The organism is Kribbella sp. NPDC104740, assembly GCF_055583505.1.
On the sequence record NZ_JBVJNV010000006.1, the window covers coordinates 189,431 to 209,962 of the forward strand.

General features: G+C 69.7%; 19 protein-coding genes. 11 read left to right on the top strand and 8 right to left on the bottom strand.

The window, feature by feature from the left end; all coding sequences use genetic code 11:
- Positions 1 to 35: 35 nt before the first annotated feature.
- The 7 genes from ACZ6Z4_RS28950 to ACZ6Z4_RS28980 all read left to right on the top strand — a co-directional run bounded on the left by ACZ6Z4_RS28950 (position 36) and on the right by ACZ6Z4_RS28980 (position 8,557).
- The gene (locus ACZ6Z4_RS28950; RefSeq protein ID WP_465570722.1) at positions 36 to 1,520 is read left to right on the top strand and encodes a pyridoxal phosphate-dependent decarboxylase family protein; all 1,485 of its coding nucleotides are present in this window, start codon (positions 36 to 38) and stop codon (positions 1,518 to 1,520) included.
- Positions 1,517 to 3,187, top strand: a complete 1,671-nt coding sequence (locus ACZ6Z4_RS28955) for an IucA/IucC family protein (protein WP_465570726.1) — start codon at positions 1,517 to 1,519, stop codon at positions 3,185 to 3,187. Before ACZ6Z4_RS28950 ends, ACZ6Z4_RS28955 begins: the two co-directional genes overlap by 4 nt.
- The gene (locus ACZ6Z4_RS28960) at positions 3,184 to 3,729 is read left to right on the top strand and encodes a GNAT family N-acetyltransferase (RefSeq protein ID WP_465570729.1); all 546 of its coding nucleotides are present in this window, start codon (positions 3,184 to 3,186) and stop codon (positions 3,727 to 3,729) included. The genes ACZ6Z4_RS28955 and ACZ6Z4_RS28960 overlap by 4 nt, the downstream gene beginning before the upstream one ends.
- A complete protein-coding gene (locus ACZ6Z4_RS28965; protein WP_465570732.1) occupies positions 3,730 to 4,962 on the top strand; it encodes a lysine N(6)-hydroxylase/L-ornithine N(5)-oxygenase family protein in 1,233 nt (410 codons plus the stop codon).
- Positions 4,959 to 6,686, top strand: a complete 1,728-nt coding sequence (locus ACZ6Z4_RS28970; protein ID WP_465570735.1) for an IucA/IucC family protein — start codon at positions 4,959 to 4,961, stop codon at positions 6,684 to 6,686. Before ACZ6Z4_RS28965 ends, ACZ6Z4_RS28970 begins: the two co-directional genes overlap by 4 nt.
- A 234-nt stretch (positions 6,687 to 6,920) precedes the next feature.
- A complete protein-coding gene (locus tag ACZ6Z4_RS28975) occupies positions 6,921 to 7,466 on the top strand; it encodes a hypothetical protein (protein WP_465570740.1) in 546 nt (181 codons plus the stop codon).
- 149 nt (positions 7,467 to 7,615) lie between these two features.
- Complete coding sequence (locus tag ACZ6Z4_RS28980; protein ID WP_465570745.1) at positions 7,616 to 8,557, top strand: Mom family adenine methylcarbamoylation protein; 942 nt, start codon at positions 7,616 to 7,618, stop codon at positions 8,555 to 8,557.
- 92 nt (positions 8,558 to 8,649) lie between these two features.
- Here the strand turns inward: ACZ6Z4_RS28980 and ACZ6Z4_RS28985 are convergent, their stop codons facing one another.
- Positions 8,650 to 8,805, bottom strand: coding sequence for a hypothetical protein (locus ACZ6Z4_RS28985; protein WP_465570748.1), 156 nt, complete (start codon positions 8,803 to 8,805; stop codon positions 8,650 to 8,652).
- 286 nt (positions 8,806 to 9,091) lie between these two features.
- Positions 9,092 to 10,612, bottom strand: coding sequence for a PfkB family carbohydrate kinase (locus ACZ6Z4_RS28990; RefSeq protein ID WP_465570751.1), 1,521 nt, complete (start codon positions 10,610 to 10,612; stop codon positions 9,092 to 9,094).
- A 391-nt stretch (positions 10,613 to 11,003) separates the two neighbouring features.
- Between ACZ6Z4_RS28990 and ACZ6Z4_RS28995 the strand changes: the two genes are divergently transcribed.
- Positions 11,004 to 11,660 (top strand): class I SAM-dependent methyltransferase, encoded by a 657-nt coding sequence (locus ACZ6Z4_RS28995; protein ID WP_465570756.1) that lies wholly within the window; start codon positions 11,004 to 11,006, stop codon positions 11,658 to 11,660.
- 680 nt (positions 11,661 to 12,340) lie between these two features.
- On the opposite strand, the gene ACZ6Z4_RS29000 is transcribed toward ACZ6Z4_RS28995, so the two are convergent.
- From ACZ6Z4_RS29000 to ACZ6Z4_RS29020, 5 genes are all read right to left on the bottom strand, one after another.
- Entirely contained in the window at positions 12,341 to 13,750 is a 1,410-nt protein-coding gene (locus ACZ6Z4_RS29000) for a metallopeptidase TldD-related protein (RefSeq protein WP_465570762.1), read from the bottom strand.
- The gene (locus ACZ6Z4_RS29005) at positions 13,747 to 15,264 is read right to left on the bottom strand and encodes a TldD/PmbA family protein (RefSeq protein ID WP_465570765.1); all 1,518 of its coding nucleotides are present in this window, start codon (positions 15,262 to 15,264) and stop codon (positions 13,747 to 13,749) included. The genes ACZ6Z4_RS29000 and ACZ6Z4_RS29005 overlap by 4 nt, the downstream gene beginning before the upstream one ends.
- A 70-nt stretch (positions 15,265 to 15,334) precedes the next feature.
- A complete protein-coding gene (locus tag ACZ6Z4_RS29010) occupies positions 15,335 to 16,099 on the bottom strand; it encodes a phosphotransferase family protein (protein ID WP_465570771.1) in 765 nt (254 codons plus the stop codon).
- Positions 16,100 to 16,138: 39 nt separating this feature from the next.
- A complete protein-coding gene (locus tag ACZ6Z4_RS29015; RefSeq protein WP_465570777.1) occupies positions 16,139 to 16,993 on the bottom strand; it encodes an alpha/beta fold hydrolase in 855 nt (284 codons plus the stop codon).
- Positions 16,993 to 17,766, bottom strand: coding sequence for a DinB family protein (locus ACZ6Z4_RS29020; RefSeq protein ID WP_465570780.1), 774 nt, complete (start codon positions 17,764 to 17,766; stop codon positions 16,993 to 16,995). Before ACZ6Z4_RS29020 ends, ACZ6Z4_RS29015 begins: the two co-directional genes overlap by 1 nt.
- 75 nt (positions 17,767 to 17,841) lie before the next feature.
- Here ACZ6Z4_RS29020 and ACZ6Z4_RS29025 point away from each other — a divergent pair, with 75 nt between their 5' ends.
- Positions 17,842 to 18,405 (top strand): RNA polymerase sigma factor, encoded by a 564-nt coding sequence (locus ACZ6Z4_RS29025; RefSeq protein ID WP_465570783.1) that lies wholly within the window; start codon positions 17,842 to 17,844, stop codon positions 18,403 to 18,405.
- Entirely contained in the window at positions 18,402 to 19,097 is a 696-nt protein-coding gene (locus tag ACZ6Z4_RS29030) for a hypothetical protein (protein WP_465570789.1), read from the top strand. Before ACZ6Z4_RS29025 ends, ACZ6Z4_RS29030 begins: the two co-directional genes overlap by 4 nt.
- Here the strand turns inward: ACZ6Z4_RS29030 and ACZ6Z4_RS29035 are convergent.
- A complete protein-coding gene (locus ACZ6Z4_RS29035) occupies positions 19,087 to 19,818 on the bottom strand; it encodes a class I SAM-dependent DNA methyltransferase (RefSeq protein ID WP_465570794.1) in 732 nt (243 codons plus the stop codon). The two genes, ACZ6Z4_RS29030 and ACZ6Z4_RS29035, sit on opposite strands and share 11 nt — an antisense overlap.
- Positions 19,819 to 19,901: 83 nt before the next feature.
- On the opposite strand from ACZ6Z4_RS29035, the gene ACZ6Z4_RS29040 reads away from it, so the two are divergent.
- On the top strand, positions 19,902 to 20,516 hold the full coding sequence (locus tag ACZ6Z4_RS29040; RefSeq protein ID WP_465570799.1) for a hypothetical protein: 615 nt from the start codon (positions 19,902 to 19,904) through the stop codon (positions 20,514 to 20,516).
- Positions 20,517 to 20,532: the final 16 nt, after the last annotated feature.

Genomic DNA, 20,532 nt, shown 5'->3' on the forward strand with positions numbered 1-20,532 from the left:
GTTGCCTTACTCAACAACTTTCCTGGAGTCGCTGGATGTTGCAGCAAGTGGGTCTCGCGCCGTCGCCGGTCGAGCTGCCCGTCTCGAAGTGGCCGTTGGCTTCCACGGTAGTGGATCGGGACCGCGGGCCGTTGCCGGCCGGTCAGCCGGCGGACGTGTTACGGCGAACCGGCGCGGTGCTCGGTGAGCCGCGGGTGCCGTCGACCGGTGTCGGTGAGTCGGCGGCGCTGGACCTGATCGCCGGTCTGCTCGACCGCGACGGCATCGACCTGAGCCATCCGCACGCCGCGGCGCACCTGCAGCCGCCGGTGCTGCAGGTCGCGGTCGACGCCGACCGGATCGCGTCGGCGAGCAACGCGTCGATGGACACCTACGACTCCGGCCCGGCGACGCTGGCGATCGAGCAGTGGGTCGTCCGGGCGCTGGCGGCGATGGCCGGTTTCGGCCCGGCGGCTGACGGCGTACTGACTCCTGGTGGGTCGATCTCCAACCTGCTCGCGATGCTGATCGCGCGCGACAACGCAGCCGCGGCGGCGGGTCTCGACGTCCGCCGGGACGGCGTCTACGCGATGCGGCGGCCGGTCGTGCTGTGCTCCGAGCTGGCGCACTTCTCGATCCAGCGCGCGTGCGCCGCGCTCGGGCTGGGGGAGGACGCGGTGATCGCGATCCCGACCGACGGTGACTTCCGCTTGCGCCTCGACGTACTGGCTGACGAGCTGGCCGTGCCCGGTCGGACTCCGATCGCCGTCGTCGCCACCGCCGGTACGACGGACTACGGCACGATCGACCCGATCGAGGGGATCGCCGAGCTGGCTCGCCCGTACGGCGCCTGGGTGCACGCGGACGCGGCGTACGGGTTCGGGGCGTTGTTCTCGGACCGGCTGGCGCCGCTGCTCTCGGAGCTGCCGGCGGCCGACTCGGTGACGCTCGACCTGCACAAGATCGGCTGGCAGCCGGCGGCGACGAGCATGCTGCTGGTCGCGGACCGGGACCGGTTCTCCGCGCTCGGCCGCTCGGTCGACTACCTCAACCCGGCCGACGACATCGACTCCGGGCTGGACGGTCTGCTCGGGCGAAGTCTACAGACGACGCGGCGCCCGGACGCTGTGAAAGTCGCCACGACTTTGACCGCTTACGGCCGGGCCGGACTGGGCAAGATGCTCGACACCTGCCACGAGCTCGCGCACGCCGCCGCGGCCAGGGTCGTTGCCGACAGCAACCTCGAGCTGCTGGCGCCGGTGACCCTGACCACGGTGCTGTTCCGGGTCGCCGGGCGGGGGCTGGACGCGGCCGGCGTGGACGCGCTCCAGGGTGAGGTCCGGCGCCGGTTGCTGACGTCGGGACGGGTGCTGATCGGCCGGACCAGGATTCCCGGCGGAGGCGACCGTCCGGCGGCGGTCGCGTTGAAGTTGACGCTGCTGAACCCGAACGCCACCGCGTCGGACATCGAGGAACTGCTCGACCTGGTCGTGGCCACCGGCCACGAAGTCCGGTCGGCCGGCGGCGAAGGAGCAGCGTGACCCCCACGACGCAAGCGGCAGTCGACGCCCATCTGAACGCGATCCTGCGGTGCTACACGCGGGAGGCGGGGGTAGAGGTTGCTCCCGGCCCGCTCAGCTTCCCGGTTGGTGATGCCGAGGTCACCGCGCAGGTCCTGCACGCCTCTCCCACTGGACTGCATCTGTTCGCGGATGTGGCGGTCAATGGAGAGGCGCCTGTGCCGGAGGACTTGGTTCGGTTGCTGGCTGTTGATGCTGATCCGTCCGAGGTCGACGACCTGGCAGCGCGTACCGCGGAGTCGGTGCGCAACGTCGAGACGTTCTTCGCCGGCGCACCGGCCAGCACCGGCGAAGGGCAGGAGGCGGCTGGGCGCGGCCGCTTCCTCGCCCACGAGCAGGCCCTGCTCGTCGGCCATCAGATGCACCCCGCCCCGAAGAGCCGCGACGGACTGACTGGCGCCGAGCTCGCGGCGTACTCACCTGAGCTCGGCGGCCGCTTCGCCGTGCACTGGTTCGAGGTCGACCAGGACCTGGTCTCCTCGGACCAGGTGACGGGTGCGCCGTCGCTCCAAGGACTGGACGCGCAGCAGCTGATGGCAGCCTTGGCCGGTACCACGCCGGCGCCAGGCACCGCGCTGGTACCAGCCCACCCATGGCAGGCCGCGTCTGTCGCCCAGCGCCCCCGCGTGGCCGACCTGATCCGCGCCGGCCGGGTGCGCCCGCTCGGACCGCTCGGCGCGCAGTGGTACCCGACCTCCAGCCTCCGCACCGTCTACCACCCCGACCTGCCGGTCATGCTGAAGCTGTCGCTCGGGCTGCGGATCACCAACTCGCGCCGCGAGTCCACACCAACAGAGCTGCGCCGCGGCCTCGAGATCAACCGCCTGCTCGACGCGGCGTACAACGCCGGTACGGCGACGCAGCACCCCGGCTTCTCGATCGTCCGCGACCCAGCCTGGGTCGCGCTCGACGAGGGCGGGCCGACGCTCACCGGGCTCGACGTGGCGGTCCGCGAGGTGCCAGCCGACGTCGACAGCTACGCCTGTCTCGCCGGGCTCGTCGCACCGCGCCTGGGCGGTGGCAGCCGGCTCAGCGCGCTCCCCGGCGTACTGGACGATCCGGGTGCATGGGTGGCGTCGTACGTCGACCAGGTGCTCGTCCCGATGCTCTGCCTGTACGCCGAGACCGGCATCGGCCTGGAGGCGCACCAGCAGAACACGCTGGTCCGGCTGGACGACGCCGGCCGGGTCATCGGCGGCGCGTACCGCGACAATCAGGGCTACTACCTGGCGTCGTCGTACCTGGAGGGCCTGCTCGCGGTGACCGGTGAGAGCGACTCCACGCTGGCCGTGGTCGAGGACGCGATCGTCGACGACCGGCTCACCTACTACCTGCTGCACAACCAGGCGCTCGCTGTGGTGGGCGCACTGGGGGTGGACGGAGTAGCGGACGAGCGGGCGCTGCTGGACGTCGTACGGGATCGGCTGTCGGAGGCGCTGCCGTCGCTGAAGGCTGCAGGGCCTGACGGCGACCGGCTGGCCCAGCGCTGGCTCAGCGCCGACCAGCTGCCGTGCAAGGCGAATATGCTGACCCGGCTGAAGGGCATCGACGAGGTGGTCGCGCCGCTCGACAACCAGTCGGTCTACCTGGAGATCCCGAACCCCCTGCGGCTTGGCGCGGCTCGATGAGGTGCGAGGTCGCGCCGGTGCTGCACCTCGACGACGGCTTCGACCTCCGCCCCGCTGAGGCATCCGACGCGGCTCTCGTCGCCTGGTGGATGGCGCAGCCGCACATCCTGCCGTGGTGGGAGTCCGACTGGTCCGTGGAGCGCTGGGCCCAGGTGCTGGACGAGCAGGCGGCGGGGGAGCACTCGGTGCCCTGCCTGGTTGCTGCTGAGGGCGTTGCTTTGGCGTACGTCGAGCTGTACCGCGTCCGGCACGATCGGCTCGCGGAGTACTACGCCTGGCGCGAGCACGACTGGGGGCTGCACGTCGCGATCGGCGACGTGGCCCAGGTGGGCCGGGGGATCGGGCGGCGCCTGCTGCGCGCCCTCGCTGACGCGGTGCTGCGGGCCGATCCCCGCTGCTCGCGGGTCGTGGCTGAGCCGGATGTCCGCAACACCCCCTCGCTGCGCGCGTTCGCCGCAGCCGGGTTCGAGCCGTCCGGGGAGCTACAGCTGCCCGAGAAGACCGCACTACTGATGGTCCGCACCAGGGCCGTGGAGGAATAGATGAGCTACGACGTGATCGCGATCGGCGCCGGGCCGTTCAACTTAGGCCTGGCCGCGCTGGCCGACGGGCTCGACCTGCAGGTCGCCGTACTGGACAGCCGGCCGGAGTTCACCTGGCACCGCGGGCTGATGTTCGACGACGCGATGCTGCAGGTCTCGTTCCTGGCCGACCTGGTCAGCCTGGTCGAGCCGGCGCACCGCCTGTCGTTCCTGTCGTACCTGCGGGACAACGACCGGCTCTACCAGTTCTACGTGCGGGAGCAGTTCCACCCGACCCGGCGGGAGTACGAGTCCTACCTGCGCTGGTGCGCGGCGCAGCTGGACTCGCTGCACTTCGGGCGCGAGGTGACGTCGGTGGAGTGGGACGGGTCGGTCTTCACCGTTTCTGCTGGTGATGAGGTGATGGTGGCTCGGCACCTGGTGCTCGGCGTCGGTACTGAGCCGTCTGTACCGGCTGCCTTGGCTGACCTGCCTGCTACGCGGCTGCTGCACTCCGGCGACTACCTGTACCGGCGGGAGCAGTTGCTGGGCGCTGGGCGCGTAGCTGTCGTCGGGTCGGGGCAGTCGGGGGCTGAGTGCACGCTGGACCTGCTGCGCTCTGGCGGACCGGCAGTGAGCTGGCTGACCCGTACGGCGTCGTTCGCACCGCTGGACTACTCGAAGCTGGTGCTGGAGATGACGACACCGTCGTACGTGGACTACTTCCACTCGCTCGACGAGCCAGTGCGAGACCGGCTGGTGAAGGAGCAGTGGCGGCACTACAAGGGGATCTCGTCGGAGACGCTGGATCAGATCCACGACCTCCTGTACTCGCAGGACGTCGCTGCTGAGCTGCAGTGCGGTGTGGCGGTCACTGCTGCTGTGGACGGGCCGGACGGGGTTGTGCTGACGACAGAGCGCGCTGACAGCGGCCGGACCTTCCAGCACACGTGTGACGTGGTTGTCGCCGCTACTGGTTACCGCAACCGGGCGCTGGAGTTCCTGCAGCCGTCTGTCGAGTCGCTGGTCCAGCGGGACGCTGCTGGTCGGTGGGCGATCAACCGGGACCACAGCGTCCGCGGCCTGGAGAGGATGTTCGTGTCCAACGCCGATCTGCACAGCCATGGCGTCGCGGCACCGGACCTCGGGATCGGGGCCGTGCGCAACGCGACGATCCTGAACACCGTCGCCGGGCGCGAGGTCTTCCGGCTGCAGAAGTCCACCGCCTTCACCAGCTTCGCCCAGCCCGCATGAGCTGGACGCGCTGCTCGTCGGAACTCCTGGCGAAGCTGATCTCCCAGTTCTGCAGCGAGGCTCTGCTGACGCCTGTCGACGGGCGGCTGGAGCTTGGTGGTGTCGCCTACACGTTCGCGTACGAAGAGGGGCCGTTCGCGACGTACCGGGTGACGCCTGGCTCGGTGCAGCGGACCACGGCCGGCATCCTCGGCAATGACGAGAGCGAGCCGGCTGTCGACCCGCTGCAGTTCCTGCTGGACGCTGCCGACGTACTGGGGTTGGACGGGCCGACGCTGGCGGGCTACACGGCTGAGCTGTCGAGCACGCTCGCTGCCGACGTACGGATGGCTTCTACTGCTGTGGGCAATGCAGAGCTCGCGGAGCTTCACCACACTGAGCTGGAAGGTCACCTGACCGGCCACCCGATCCTCGTCGCCAACAAGGGCCGCCAGGGCTTCTCAGCCTCCGACAGCGACCGCTACACCCCAGAAGCCCGTACGCCGCTCCGCCTGGTCTGGCTGGCGGTACGGCGAGGCCTGGCGGAGTTCCGGGGGACTCCTGACCTGTCGGAGCACGCAGTGGTCGGCCGCGAGCTCGGACCCGAGGCGCTGGAGGTGTTCCGGAACCAGCTGGTCGACCCGGACTCGTACGTCTGGCTCCCGGTCCACCCGTGGCAGCTGGACCACGTCGTCCGCACCCAGTGGTCACGCGAACTGGCCACCGGCGAGATCGTCGTCCTGGGGGAGGGGCCGGACGACTACCTGCCGACGCAGTCGATCCGCACGATGGTCAATCTCTCGTCCCCGCTGCGCTACCAGGTCAAGCTCCCGCTGAAGATCCTCAACACCTCGGTCTACCGAGGCATCCCCGTCCACTGCACGCTCGCCGCGCCCATGGTCACCCAGTGGCTCCGCGGCCTCTGGTACCGCGACGAAACCCTGCAGGCGCTGGGCGCCGAACTGCTCGGCGAGGTCGCCTCGGTCACCGTCCGGCACCCGCAACTCAATGCCGCACCCGGCATCCCGTACCAGTGGACCGAAACCCTCGGCTGCATCTGGCGCGACCCCCTGGACCCCCGCCTTCGCCCAGCTGAAACCGCCTGGCCCCTCGCCGCCGTCCTCCACATCGACTCCGCCGGCGAACCGCTGGTCGCGTCGTACATCCAACGCTCCGGCGCCACCCCCGAGGTCTGGATCAGCCACCTCCTCGCCACCATCCTCCGGCCGCTGCTCCACCTCCTCCACCACTACGGCATCACCGTCAACCCCCACGGCGAGAACCTCGCCATCATCTGCGACGAGTCCGGCCTCCCATCCCGTCTGGTCATCAAGGACCTCGTCGACGACGTCAACCTCTCCACCGACCCCATCCCCGCGCGTGGCGCGGAACCGGACTCCCACGATCGAGTCCTCCCGAGAAAGCCCTGGAACGTCCTGCGCCAGTACATGGTCGACGCCCTCTTCCTCGGCGTCCTCAACCCGCTCTCCCACCTCGTCCCGACTGTCGACCTCTGGGGCCTGGTCCGAGGCGAACTCGACCGCTACGCGCTCGAAAACCCCCACCTCGCCGACCGAATCGCCGCCACGGCGCTGACGGGCGAAACCTTCACCCGCTACCCGCTGAACGGCTACCGACTGACTCTTGGCTACGCGGACCTGGACACCCGCCCACCGATTCCTAAGACAGGAACCCTTAAGAATCCGCTCCACGACGCGACGCCGATTTCGCCGGTGAGGGAGTGACGTTTCGGGTGACTTATCGTTACTATTCCTGTGGCTTGCGTGACCGAACGCAGGCTGCCGGAAGAGGGCGACAATCGCCCGATTCACAGGCAAGATGTCCTTGTATCGTCCGGCGCCGATCGCATGCCGGACGCAGGGGGCGTTCTTGCTGGGGGCAGTCCGAGAACCGGGCTGGCCGCTGTCGCGATTGCGCAGAGAACGACGTGCCAGCCACTTGCTCACTAAGGACGTCCAGTGCCGCACCCCGGGGTCGATCGAGCCCTTGCTCTTCTGCAGCCGTTCCGGCAGCTGCCCAGCTGGGCCGATGATCTCGGCAAGTATCGCAAGCGTTTGCTCAAGGCATGGAACGCGGACACGATGTACAGCGGCCCGCTGGACGCGCCGGCGGAGGACGCGCGGCCGTCGCGCGGGCAGTGCGGGGTCACCTCCGCGTGGCTGATCGAACAACTGCTTGAGCGCGTCGACGAGTCGCAGCTCTCGTACTGCTACGGCACCGTGACGCATGAATCGACGCCGGTGCTGACCTCGCACTGCTGGGTCGAGGTCGTCGACGGCGCCTCCGAGCAACGCTGGGTCATCGACTTCACCGCCGACCAGGTCGAGACGCTGCGGAACTACGAAGTGCTCTGCTGGCCGCACGACGAACTGCTCGAACGTCTCGATGTCTTCTACGACGCCCACATCTCGCGGCTCGATCCGATCGAGCTGAGCAGCGACCTGGTCCAGAAGCGGCTCGACCTCCTCAAGGCCCGGCTGCTCGATCAGGAGCCCTCGGCCTGATTCTCCCTCCGCTCGAGGGAACCGAACGACGATTCACCCGGTCCTAGTCGACGGACCGGGCGCAGCTCGCCACGATTCCGGGCGGGCTGCCCCAGGTACCATCCTTCTCAGCGTGCCCGCGGGCACCGTGCACGACAGGAGGCGGCCGGATGAGCGCCCTTGCCATCGGGGCAGAAGTTCCTGCCCTCCGGGACTCGGCCCGGATCCCACTCACGCTCGAGCTGTGCCGCGCGGGTGACGAGCACTTCGCCGGCCTGGTCGGCGCCGCGGCCGCGCGGCACGGCGTCGAGGCGCGGGCGCTCGCCGTACGGACGCTGCTGCAGCTGCCTCGCGTGGCGGCGTACAGCGGGCGGATCCGGCGGCGTGATCTCGAGGCCGAGCTGCGGCACGCGGCGGTCGGGCTGCGGGCCGACCAGGCCAGGATCCCTGAGCTCGTGCCGACCGAGGCGTACCCGCTGAGCGTGCTGCGGTTCGTCGAGTGCGCGACCGAGGATGCCGACCCGATCTTCGGGTCGCTGCACTACCTGCGCAGCGCGCGGCCTGGCTCGCGGAACTTCGCGCTGGTCGATCCGATCCATCTACGGCCGGTGTCGTTGTGCAGCGTGTCGCCGATGGACTGGGCGGTCGTCGGCAAGCAGCTGAGCCGGCAGTTCGGCGTACCGGCGGAGCGGATGTGGGACGTGTCCCGGGTCTACTCGTTCGATGTCGCGCCGAAGAATGCCATTTCTACGCTGCTGGCCGGAGTACGCAAGGAATTGTCGCGCTCGGAATCCACCGCGGAACTGCTCACCACGGTGGTCGACCGGAATCTCGGATTCACCGGGTCGAGTTATCGCGCGGCGAACTGGCAGCACTGGTTGTCGGTACGGCCGCGGCCTTATCTGTACGTCGACGGGGTCGCGATCAGCCCACGGCAATTGCGGCTGCGGTACGGGACGCAGAGCCTGGCCGAGGTGCGCGGCCGGTACGGCGTACCGGTCGAGCAGAGCCGGGCCGAGCTCGCGGACTCGATGATCTGGTGCTGCCGGGTACGTGGCGGCACCGAGGCGGTCGAGCCGAACGAGCGCCGGCTGGTCCGCCGGCGCTCGTAAGGCCTTACTGGTCAGGCTTTGCTGGTCAGGGAGGGCGAAGCGTTCAGCATCGTCGGTGAAGGCCTCGCTCGCGGTGATCGTGATGCGGTCGGTCAGTTCGTCATCGCGACAGCGAAGCTGTACACGCCGTAGCCGAAGCCGATCACGATCGAGATCACCAGGATCCCGATGATCTGCTTCCAGAACCTGTACAGAGCGACGGCGGTGGTCAGCATCACGATGAGTACGAGGGCGCTGTTCTCGGTCATCTCGGCCCCTCACTTTCGATCTCCGGACTTGCAAACTTCGCGGTGTGCGCTAGATTGGGTCCCTTCACCGCTTCGATTGATTGCTATCAGTGAAGCGCATGGCAAATGGGTGTCAATGCACTTTCTTTGGCATCGCCAACAGGTCCGGACATAGCCAAATCGGCGACCGGAGACCTCCTTTCTGGCAATCCGGGGGCGTTCGCGTTGCCAAAACGGCGCGCTGGTTGCCAAAAGGCAGCGGCGGCGTCCCTGGGCAGCCTCGCGGCGACGTGCGTCCGTCGTACACTCAGAAGTTCTGGGCCTCGCGGAGCTTGCGGTTGATGCGGTCGCGGTCCGGCATCGTGGTGGCCAGGGAGAAGTCCTCGGCGGCGCAGGCCATCGCGGCGGTGACCCAGCGGGCGATGGCGGCGGTGAGGGTGGGGCCGTCGTCGATGAGTTTGGCGGCCAGGGCGGCGCAGAACGCGTCGCGGGTGATCGAGACCTCTTTGAAGGGGGAGCGGGAGACCGTCGGGAGGCGGTCGATCGTGGGGGCGGTGCGGGAGTAGATCAGGCCGCCGCCGTTGCTGAGCAGGCAGAGGGTGCCGACGCCGGCGTCCAGGAGGTGCTCGCCGAGGCGGTCGGCGTCGAAGCGGTCCTGGTCGGTCGGGCGGTAGCGCTCCAGCTCCCAGGCGTGCGCGACCAGGTAGTCGATCTGGGCGAGCGCCGGGCGGGAGATGCGGCCGTCGGTGTGCGGCTGGCCGGGGGTGACGATGATGATCGGGTGCGCCTCGTTCGAGTGCGCCAGGCTCAGGGTGCGCTGGACCGTTTCGCGTGGGACCTCGAAGGTGAGCAGGAGCGCGTCGCACTCCGCGATCTGCCGGCCGAGCAGATCGACGTCGCGGACGGTCAGGCTGATCTCCTTCTCGTTGCGCCACACCGCCGCGATGCTGTCGCCGAGGGAGAGCTCGAAGACGCCGGTCATCGGCGTACGGGCGCCGCGGACGATCTTGAGCAGCGACGTGTCCACGTTCTCCGCGCGCAGGTGCTGGACGATCTCGTGACCGAACGGGTCGTCGGCGACCGCGGCGACGAGCGAGACCTTCAGGCCGAGACGCGCTGCGGCGATCGCCTGGGTGACGCCTTTGCCGCCGGGCGTGAGGGTGAAGTCGTGCGCGGGGACGGAGGTCTCGTGCTGCGGGATCATCCGGGTCCGGAAGATCGCGTCCATCACCGCGCCGCCGACGACGAGAACGCGGCCCGCGGGAGCGGTTGGCGGTGGATCGGGGTCGCTCGCACTGGACAGCGGGCCGGCGGTAGGGGAGACCGGGCCGGGCTGGATCAGGCGGCGGGCGAGCTGGCGGAGGACCTCGGGTTCGGTGCTGCCGCGAAGGGTTCGGTCGCTGGGCGGTTCGATGGACGGCTCGCCCATCGCGTCGTGGAGGCGACGCCAGTTCGCGAGCAAGGTCGCGCGGCGACGGCCGACGGCGCCTGCGCGCAGGGACTGGATCACCTTGTCGTCGAGGCCGTGCTGGGCGTAGACATCGGCGAGCACACCGAGACCCAGTACGGCGTCCGCGACGATCCGGTGGGTCGCGTTCGTGGTGTCGCGGACGGCTTGGGCGATGATCTGGAGCGCGGCGTCGGGGCGGCCGATCTCCTGACGCTCGGCGTGCGCGCGGACCACGGGAAGGTTGAGGAGGGAGGCGACGTCCTCGTTCTTGGTGTCCTCGAGCCTGGCCAGAACCACGCCGGCCCGCATCCGGAGCGCCCGCAGCGCATGCGTCAGTACGACGGCGTCGGATGAGTCCGGATCATCGCGGTTGGCCATTCGCCCCCCGGCTTCATCGTGGTTCACCTCCAGTATGGGAAGGGCGCGGCGGGGGCGCGCGGCGTACCGGAGTGTTCGTTTCGGGCTCGTCGCGCAGCGGCTCGCTCGTTGCGGCCGGCTGTGCCGCGCGGTGAGGGCTCAGTTGGATACCAACCGGCTCACAGGTCTGATGACGGCGCGTAGCGGGAGTGGTCGGTATGTCCGGACCTGGTGACGCGTTCTGCTGTGCTGGTGGGCGGCCGCCGGGTTGTGCTTGCTAATGGCAACTATTTTTCGCAGGGGTCGTTGCGGTTGGCAAAGGACGGCCGCGGGGAGACGGGCTGGGAGATGTCGCGTAGGCTGCAGCGGTCTGCTGGTCCTCCCGACCGGCACGGCGACCACGGGGAGCAAGATGAAGACTGAGCAGGAGCTCGCGAGGGCTCAGCAGGACAGGTGGCAGCGCGCGTACGACGACAAGCCGCGCCTGCACGGGCCGGAACCGTCGGCACTGGCGCGCTGGACGGTGCGCCTCTTCGGTGCCGCAGGCATCGACGACGTCCTCGAACTCGGCGCCGGCCACGGCCGTGACGCGCTGTACCTGGCCCGTCAGGGTTTCAGCGTGCACGCGACCGACTTCAGCGAGTCAGCCCTGCACCAGCTCCGGCTGGACGCACAGCGTGACGGCCTCGACGACCGAGTGACCGCGGCACTGCACGACGTACGCGACCCCCTGCCGCCCGCCGACGCGACGGTCAACGCCGTCTACGCGAACCTGCTCCTCAACATGGCCTTCACCCGCACCGAACTCCGCTCCCTCCTCAACGAAATCCGCCGCGTCCTCCGCCCCGGCGGCCTGTTCGTCTACTCGGCCTGGTCCACCGAAGACCCCTGCTACGCCAAGTCCCCCGAGGTAGGCGACGGTCTCTACTCCAAAGACGGCTTCGCCGCCCGCTTCTTCGACCCGACCCTGATCAACGACCTCGCCGACCAGTGGGAACTCGGCGGCGCGGACCTGTACGACGAAGATCGCCGCAAGCTGTGGAGAGTCACCCAGGCCAAGCCGGCCTGAGCCTTTCTGGTGGGCGCGCGGCGGGGCTGTCGTGTCGGCCCTTGTGCCAACTCCAGCTGCTTCGTCACCCCAGCCACCTGCCTCGCGCACCCGGTTGGCGGGCTGACGCCAGGCACCTGGCCGGCGCGCTCACCCCATCCACCCGACTGGCTCGTTCACCACGTCCACTCTCGGCTGGTCGCCGCTGCCCCGCCGGGTGACGTCGCTGGAACTTCCCGCCGCTGCCGGCGAAGGGAAGGCGAGGAGGTCGAGGCCGAGTCGCACCGGTCAGGTCCGGGGTACCGGCTGACTTGGTTACGGTGCAGCTTCCGGCGCACCGGCTGCTGCAGTCGGCGCGCCCTCTGCTCGCGGGTGTCTTGCTCGTTCGCCTGCTCGCCTGCTCGCCTGCTCGCCTGCTCGCCCGCCCGCGCCGCCGGCACGCTCGCGACGTCCGCCCGGCTGACTTGTTCACCACGTCCACTCCCGGCTGGTCGCCGCTGTCTCGCCGGGTGACGTCGCTGGAACTTCCCGCCGCTGCCGGCGAAGGGAAAGCGGGGAGGTCGGGGGCCGAGTCGCACCGGTCAGGTCCGGGGCACCGGCTGACTTGGCGCACCGGTCGACCTGGCCGGTGCGCCTCTTGCTTGCCTGTTCATCTGCTTGCCTCGCGTGCTCGCCGTCTGTTCGGCAGCGGGCGGCGGAGGTTAGTTCGCCTGGCTGGGGGTGGACATGTTGAAGTCGGGGATGAGGAGGGGTGGGGTGGCGGTGCGGGAGAAGTCGTCGCCCCACTCGCGGGAGAAGGAGGGGACGGTGGCGCCTGCGGCGGTGAAGCGGGTGAGGAGGTCGATGGGGCTTTCGTTGAAGCGGAAGTTGTTGACGGCGGCGGTGACTTCGCCGTTTTCGACCTGGTAGACGCCGTCGCGGGTGAGGCCGGTGACGAGGAGGGTTTGGGGGTCTACTACTCGGATGTACCAGAGGCAGGTGAGGAGTAGGCCGTTGTCCATCCCCGCGACCAGGTCGTCTACTGAGCCGGTGGCGCCGTCTACGGAGAGGATGTAGTTGTCGATGGCGGGGGTGGCTGCCGACGTTCCGGCCAGAGATGCGGTGAAGCGGCTTTGCATGAGGGTTTCTAGTTTGCCGGTGCGGATCCAGTCCGTCGCGGTGAGGGTCAGGCCGTTGTCGAAGACGCTGCTGGCGCCGCCGGAGGAGCGGGCTACGGCGAAGGGGAAGGTTTCGAGGCCTGGGAGGTGCGGGTCGGAGCGGAGGTTCACCGGGTGCGGTGACAGGGTTTCGCCTACGCGGGAACCGCCGCCTGGCTTGGAGAACGGGCTGTTGCCGTCGGCGGCGTCTCGGCCGTCCAAGGTCCAGAACAGGTACGTCGTGAGGTCGGCGACCGCGGCGGGCGGGAGGATCGTGGGGTGGCGGCCGGCGTCGACCGAGACGGTGCGCTGGGCCCAGCCGAGGCGGCGGGTCAGTTCGGCGTCGAGGGACAGCGGGTCGATGTCGGTGAAGTCGCGGGTGGCGGCGCCGGCCCAGGCGGACTGGGACAGATCGCCGGACTTGCCGGTGGCGCTGACGAAACCGCGGGGGAGCGAGTGCCGCAGGCGCAGCCCGGCGGACGAGCCGGCGTACAGGGTGACGACCTCGTGGTCGGCGAAACCGTAGAGCCACCGACCTTCGCGGCCGGCGCGAGCGAGGACTTCGCCGAGCGCGGGCGCGAACTTCTCGTACACGCCGACCGACGTCTCGTCGGCCTCGTCGTCCCAGCCGGGGCCGACGGTGCCGTCGACGAGCGGGCGGGCGTCCTCGGCCGGTTCGGCGTCGCGGGCGGTCGCGACCGCGGCCTCGACGATGTCGCGCAGCGACTCCGACGTCACCGACGAGCGGCTGACGATGCCGACTGCGGTCCCTTCGCCAGCGCCGACGGTCGCGATCACCGTGACGCTGCTGCCGCGCATCGCGCCGTTCGTGGTCAGGGTGTTGTTCGCCCAGCGCAGGTTCGCGCTGGAGGTCTCGGCGACGAGGACGACGCAGCCCTCGGCGCCCGCGGCGGCTGCCAGCTCCAGGGCCTGCTCGACGGTGTCCTGCGGGGTGAGCTGAATGGCGGTCGTCACCGGCCGGCCTCCTGCGTGGTGTTGAGGATGTTGACGTCGCGGAACAGGGCGGACGGGCAGCCGTGGGTGACCGCGCCGGACTGGGACGGCTGCGCCTTGCCGCAGTTCAGCGCGCCGCCGAGCAGATAGGTCTGCGGGCCGCCGACCGCCTCCATCGAGCCCCAGAACTCGGTGGTGGTCGCCTGGTACGCGACGTCGCGCAGTTGGCCGTCGAGCTTGCCGTCGGTGATCTTGAAGAACCGCTGCCCGGTGAACTGGAAGTTGTAGCGCTGCATGTCGATCGACCAGGACTTGTCGCCGACGATGTAGATCCCGTTCTTCACCCGGCTGATCAGCTCCTCGGTCGAGGGGCCGTCGAGTGCGGGTTGCAGCGAGACGTTCGCCATCCGCTGGATGGGGATGTGCCCGGAGGAGTCGGCGTACGCGCACCCGTTGGAGCGTGGCGTGCCGAGGACGTCCTCGTTGACCGTCGCCATCCGGCGGTCGACCTGGTACCCGACGAGGATGCCGTCCTTGACCAGGTCCCACTGCTGACCGGCGACGCCCTCGTCGTCGTACCCGACTGTCGACAGGCCGTGCTCGGCGGTGCGGTCGCCGGTGACGTGCATGATCGGCGAGCCGTACTTCAGCGTGCCGAGCTGGTCGAGGGTCGCGAAGCTGGTGCCCGCGTAGTTCGCCTCGTAGCCGAGGGCGCGGTCGAGCTCGGTGGCGTGGCCGATCGACTCATGGATGGTCAGCCAGAGGTTCGTCGGGTCGACGACCACGTCGTACCGGCCCGGTTCGACGCTGGGGGCAACCATCTTGTCGGCCAGCCAGCCGGGCATCCGGGCGAGCTCGCCGTCCCAGTCCCAGCCGGTGCCGGTCATGTACTCCCAGCCGCGACCGGCCGGGGGAGCGCAGGTCGTCATCGTGTCGAAGCGGCCCGTCTCGGGGTCGACCGAGGTCGCCTGGATCGACGGGCCGATGCGGACGCGTTGCTGCGTGTACGACGTACCTTCGGAGTTCGCGTAGAACTTGCACTCGTGCACGGACGCGACGTGCGCGTTGACGTGCGTGACACCGTCGGCGTCGAGCAGGCGGCGGCTGTAGTCGGCGAGCAGCGCGACCTTCTCCGCGCGCGGCAGGCTGAACGGGTCGATCTCGTACGACGACACCCAGGTGACGTCGTCGTACACCGGCTCGTCGGCCAGCTCGATCGGCTCGGTGTTGATCGGCCGCGAGACCTGCGCGAGGTTGACCGCCTGCTCGGCGACGGCGACCGCGCTGTCCGTCGTCAGCGCGACGGCGGCGGCGAAACCCCACGTCCCGTCGTGGATGACGCGCACGGCCAGCCCGAGGTCCTCGTCGTCGCGCGCGCTCTCCAGCGCACCGTCGCGCAGCGAGATCGACTCCGACCGGATCCGCTCCAGCCGGAACTCCGCGAAACTCGCGCCGAGATCCTTGGCACGTTGCAGGGCGGCACCGGCCAGCTCGTGGCGCGGCAGGGCAAGGAACGACTCGTCGAGATCAGGCACGACCACGACCTTAGTACGTCGTACGGACCGTTTTCGCGTGGATCGAATTCCTTGTGGACAACGCCGCTGGTCAGCAGCCGATCCGGCGGACGGTCTCGGTGAGGCGAGCGATCCACCGCGCCGCGGCGGGGCTCGACTCCGGCTCGTCGGCGAACGAGAACAGTCCCTGGATCGCCATCGCCGGCAGCGTGTCGCGGAGGTTGCCCGCGTCGCCGTACGCCGCGATGGTCGCGTCCCAGCTCGACGGGTCGACCGAGGAGACCAGGAACCAGGCGAGGTCGTCGAGACCGGGGCCGATGCGCAGGTCCTCCCAGTCGAGGAGGGCGATCTCGCCGTCGTACGACGTGCGCATGTTGCGCGCCGAGGCGTCGCCGTGAACGAGGGTGGGCGGTCCGGCGGACGCGGCCCGTTGTTCGGCGGCGGCGACTCGGCCCACGAGGTCGTCGCCCAGGGCGCGGACGGCCGGCGTCAGGTCGGGCCTGTTGCGCGCGGTGGTCCAGGTTTCGGTGAAGAGGGTGTCGACAAGGTCGGACACGTCGTCCTGAGCCAGCCACGGCCATTCGGTGAGGGCGCGGCCTTCCCAGCGCTTGTGCAGACCGGCGAGCAGGCGCGCCGCATCAACTGGGTCGGCGCCGAGGCGCCAGTCGGAGAGGTCCTCCAGCTCGAGGTGGGTCGCGCCGTTGTTCTCCTCGGCGAGGAAGCAGGCCGGGACTCGGACGCCGACGGCTGGGCCGATCTCGCGGTAGAAGCGGACCTCGCGGGTGAACATCTGCAGGCGGTCGGGGATCGAGCCCGGCGCGGCCGGCTCACGGCGCTTGGTGAAGGTCTTCGGCACCGTCGCATCGTCGCAGAGCTGCGCGATGGCGCAATGGATTTACCGGGCGCCGCGGACGGCTCGGATCACCAGGTCGGGGCGGTCGAGGTGAATGTAGTGGCCGGCGTCGGGGACGACGGTGTGGTGGGCGTTGGCCGCGGCGGCCAAGGCTTCTTGAACCACGAGGACTGGTTCGACGAAGGCGGCTGGGCGGCCCTTCATGGCGGTGAACAGGGTGATGGGCACGTCGGGCCAGGTTGCGGAAGCACGGAGGTGGGCGATGTCGGGGAGGTGGTCGAGGATCATCGGGATCTCGTCGAGGATGGTGAAGAGCTGGGCGTCGGTCTCGACGTAGGAGAGGTAGGCGTCGCGCAGGAGGGGCTCGTCGGCGGTCTGGGCGGTTTGGATGGCCAGCTCCTGGGCGGCGGGGAGGATGGCGGCGGCGCGAGGGTCAGAGGGGGTGGGGTGACGGGAGGCTTCGGCGAATGCCTCGGGAGTGAGGGAGTCCGACCACAGGGCCTCGTGAGACGGGTCTAGGAGGACCAGGCCCTTCAGCAGGTCAGGGCGTTGCCAGGCGACGAGCTGGGAGAGCAGGCCGCCCCAGCTGTGCCCTACGAGGACTGCTGGGCCTACAGCGTCGAGTACGGCGATCAGGTCGGTGATCTGGAGGTCCAGCGTGAGCGGAGCCGCGTCACTGAGGCCGTAGCCGGCTCGGTCGTAGGCGATGACGCGGTGGTCGGTCGCCAACTCCTTGAAGCAGGCGGCGAAGGTGATGACGGGGGACATGGCCCCGGCCTCGAAGACGACGGCTGGGCCCTTGCCGGCTTCAAGCCAGCGGAGGGTGCGGGGGCCGCGCGGGAGGTCACGCCGTACGGCGCCGCAGAGGGCGGCGAAGGCCTGGGCCGGTTTGTCCATCAGGTGAAGGTAGCGAGGTCGCGGGTCGCGTAGCGGTGGTGATCGAGCTCCTCCTCCATGACGACGTAGAGGCACTCGGCGACCGGGCGGTCGGCTTCGGGGTAGCCGGGGGCCGGTGGGCGCTTGCAGGGGCGGCCGAGGTCGGCGTCGGTGAGGGAGTCGAGGATCTGGCGTACGACGGACTGGCGGTCCCGGCGGGCGGCCAGGACCTCCTCGTACGGCGGCGCGGCGGCGAGGGTCATGCCCAGTGTGGCCGCATCGGTCACGGAGTAGGCGGTCTGCGGGAGCGCCAGCGGGTGGAACGGGTTCTCCTGGTCGAGGATCGTCCGGCTCGCCCAGGAGTCGGTGATGAAGACCAGGTGGCGCAGCGTCTCGGCGAAGGACCACTCGTCGTTGACTCGCTGCGAGGTCAGCGCCGCGGGGACGCGGGCGGTGGTCTCGGCCCACAAGGACTCGATCGTCGTCCACAGGGCGCGGAAGTCGTCGATGCTGCCCACCGAGCGCAGCTGGACGCGTTCGGGGTGGCGGCGGTCGAGCTCGGTCTCGACGTACGCCGTGACGTCGACGCCGTTCACGACCAGGCGTTCGACGTACCCGGAGACGTCGACGTCGACGAGCGTGGCGTCGACGATCCGGGCGCCGGTCAGGTCGCAGTCGACGAAGCGGGTGTCGCGGAGGTCGGCGACGTGGAAGCGGGCGCCGCGGAAGCGGTCGGTGTCCGGCGTACGGTCGTGGCCGGCCGACCAGCGGTGGGGTCCGAACTGTGCGGTCATGATGAGCAGTGTGCCGGTGATCCAGGACGATTTCGGGTAGTCGGGAACCTCCGGCGGTTCAGCGGTGTAGTGGGGGTGGACGGAGAAGGAGGCGGCATCAGCGACGAGGCCGGCATCGTGGACCGGGTCCGGGGCGGCGACACTGCCGCCTACGCGGAGCTGGTACGCCGCCATGCGCCGGTGGCGCAGCGGATGGCGGTGCTGCTCGGCGCTGGGTCGGACGCGGACGACGTGGTGCAGGAGTCGTTCGTGAAGGCGTACCGGTCGCTGGGCAGCTTCCGGAACGAGTCGGCGTTCCGGCCGTGGCTGCTGCGGATCGTCGCCAACGAGACGCGTAACCAGATGCGCTCCCGGCGGCGCAGGCTGCGGCGGGAAGAGCTGGTGGCGCTGCCGGACGAGGTGCTCGACGACCCGGCGACGGCTGCGCTGTCTGCTGAGCGGCGGCGCGAGTTGCTGGACGCGCTGAAGGCTCTGCCCGACCAGTACCGGCTGGTGGTGACCTGCCGCTACCTGTTGGAGCTGGACGAGCAGGAGACGGCCACTGTGCTCGGCTGGCCCAAGGGGACGGTCAAGTCGCGGCTGCACCGAGCACTGCAGAAGCTACGGAGCCAACTGCCTGACAAGGAGGTGCAGCGATGACGGACGAGCAGTTGGCTGAGGAGCTCAGGGCGCTTGGGCGTTCGTATGCGCCTCCGGTGGCGCCTGATCTGGCGGCGGCTGTGCTGGAGCGAGTGGCTGTACGGCGTACTGCAGGTGAGGTGATCCGGAGCAAGTGGCGAGCGCTGCTGGCGTTGCTGGCTGTGCTGGTCGCCGGGGTCATGGTGGCGCCGCCGGTGCGAGCTGCTGTTGCCGAGTGGCTCAACATCGGAGGCGTGGAGGCGCGTCCTGTTCCTAGTGGGCCGACGAGTGCGCCTGGGCCGCCGGTTGTCGCTGGCAAGCAGTCGGTCGCTGAGGCCGGGCGGAGCGCCGGGATCACTCCGCTCGTACCAGCCAGGCTCGGTGCGCCCGCAGGTGCCGAGGGCGCGGACGGGAAGGTCGCGATGAGCTGGAACACCGCGCACGGTGTCGTACGGCTGGAGCAGTTCGCTGATCGGCTGTCGCCGCTGTACGTGAAGAAGTACTACGAGTCGCTGGAGCCGGTGCCGTCGGTCAACGGCTACTGGTTCAGCACGCCGCACGAGCTGGTGCTGGAGGACCGAAACGGGGTGGAGCGCTGGGAGCGGGTCGCTGGGCCCACGCTGGTCTGGGTGTACGACGGCCTCACGTTCCGGCTCGAGGGCGCGCAGGACAAGCAGCAGGCGCAGGAGATCGCCGAGTCGGTCAGGCGGTAGCGCGGCCGTAGACGGAGACGTGCATGCCCTCGCCGGTGTACCGCTCCTTCTCCCAGCCGCCCCAGCGGTCGACCAGCTTCATCCCGGCCAGGCGGGCCATCAGGTCGAGCTCGGAGGGCCAGGCCAGGCGGCAGGAGATCGGGCCGAGGTGCACGCCGGCTGCGTCGAGGCGGACGTGGTTCTCGTCGAGGATCTGGGTCGCGGGGTCGTAGCGGCAGACGTCCAGTACGACGTACGACGGCTCTACCTGCTCGGCGTTGACGTACTGGTTCGCCGGGAGCCACGCGCTCGGTACCGCGGCCTCGACGAGGAAGACGCCGTCGTCGGTGAGGTGGCGCGCGGCGTTCTCGAAGCAGCGGACCTGGGCGTCCTGGGTGAGCAGGTTGAAGATCGTGTTGAAGACCAGGTAGACGAGCGGGTAGGTGCGGCCGGTCGTGGTGGTGGTCATGTCGCCGACGCGGACGTTGAAGTCGGCGCCGCCGGGGCGGGTGCGGAGTTGCTCGACCATGTCGGGGGAGAGCTCGATGCCGTCGACGCGGATGCCGCGTTGCGTGAGCGGGTGCGCGATGCGGCCGGTGCCGATGGCGAACTCCAAGGCGGAGTCGCCGCGGGCGAGGTCGGCGAGCAGGTCGACGGCCGGCTGCTCGTCGCCGCGGGAGGAGGTGACGTCCCGGGCGGCGACGGAGGGACCGAAGGCGGCGGCGGGGTCGAAGTCACGCATGGAGTTCAGCCTTGCGGGCGTCGACGGCCGAAGCAACGCAATTACTGCGGGAACTTCCCGGCCGGCAGCGGTGTAGGTGACATATGAAGACTTTGCTGCGGTTGGGTGGGGTGTTGCTGATCGTCATGTCGGCCTGGATCGCGGTGCCGGCGCAGGCGGGTGGGCCGACGAGTGTGCTGGTGAGTGCGCCGGCGCTGCAGAAGGTCGAGGCTGCCGGGCACCAGGATCCGAACTACGACATGCTGATGCAGGGGATCGGCACGTCGTTCAAGGATCATCCGGGATGGAAGGCCGAGGGGCACGGGCCGGTGGTGCGGGCGACCTGGCTGATCCACGACATGTCGGTGTGGCGGCTCGATCTGATCTACACCGGCGCGGAGGGCGGGCCGTGGGTGGCGACGTTCGAGACCCGGAACGGCGGGACGTTGCCGGACAAACCGGTCTGGCATCCGGCGGCTGACAGCGGGGCGTTGCTGTCGGCGCTGGCTCAGCTGGGGATGACCTCGGAGAAGACGACCGACGATGCGACGCCTGAGGTCGCCGTCGCGGAGGATGTGGCGGCGGCTGCCACCACCTCCACCAACGCGTTCACCGGGTGGCGCTGGGCGCTGCCAGGGATGCTCGTCGGGGCCGTGCTCGCGGTGCTCGCCGTGAAGCTGTGGCCCCGGCGGCGCTGGGAACTGATCGATCAGGAGTAGCCGTCGGGAGTCGATC